We start from the raw sequence: 755 nt of genomic DNA, 5'->3' as shown, positions 1-755 counted from the left end.
CACCTGGACCGACAACATCCAGGTCGCCGGGATGCTGCATCTGGCCGTGCTGCGCAGCCCGATGGCGCACGCCCGCATCACCCGCGTCGATGTCGCCCCCGCGCTCGAACGCCCCGGTGTCCTCGCGGCGTTCAGCGGCGCGGACCTCGCCGAGGGGCTCGGCTCGCTGCCCTGCGCCTGGCCGGTGACCGAGGACATCGTGCTGCCCGACCATCCGCCGATCGCGGTGGAGGAGGTCCGCTACGCGGGCGACCCGGTGGCCGTCGTCGTGGCCCGCGACCGGTACGCGGCGGCCGACGCGCTGGAGGCGATCGAGGTCGACTACGACCCGCTGCCCCCGGTCCTCGACCTGGAGGACGCGCTCGCCGAGGGCGCCCCNNGCGAGCGCGCCGAGGTGACGGTCAAGCGGCGCTACCACCAGCAGCGGCTCATCCCGAACGCCATGGAGCCGCGCGCGGTCGTGGTCACCCCGCTGGCCGCCTCCGGCGAGTACACCATGTACTCCGCCACCCAGATCCCGCACATCCTGCGGATCATGCTCGCGACGGTCACCGGCATCCCCGAGCACAAGCTGCGGGTGATCGCCCCGGACGTCGGCGGCGGTTTCGGTTCCAAACTCCAGGTGTACGGCGAGGAGGTGCTGGCCCTCGGAGCGGGACTCCGTCCATTTCACCGGCCGCCCCAGCCGGCGGGCGACCGCGAGGGCCAGCACCTCCTCGCCGTACACCTGGAGTTTGGAACCGAAACCGCCGCCG

Annotated in this window: 1 pseudogene; it reads left to right on the top strand. The window is 73.0% G+C overall.

What is annotated here, in order from left to right:
* Positions 1 to 31: 31 nt before the first annotated feature.
* Positions 32 to 595 (top strand): annotated as a pseudogene (locus CCN72_RS41205) (molybdopterin cofactor-binding domain-containing protein); the annotation flags it as partial.
* Positions 596 to 755 lie beyond the last annotated feature (160 nt).

The organism is Streptomyces murinus, assembly GCF_002154555.1.
GTDB lineage: Bacteria > Actinomycetota > Actinomycetes > Streptomycetales > Streptomycetaceae > Streptomyces > Streptomyces murinus.
The sequence above is the reverse complement of the archived record's forward strand: the minus strand, read 5'-3'. Positions and strand labels throughout refer to the sequence as shown.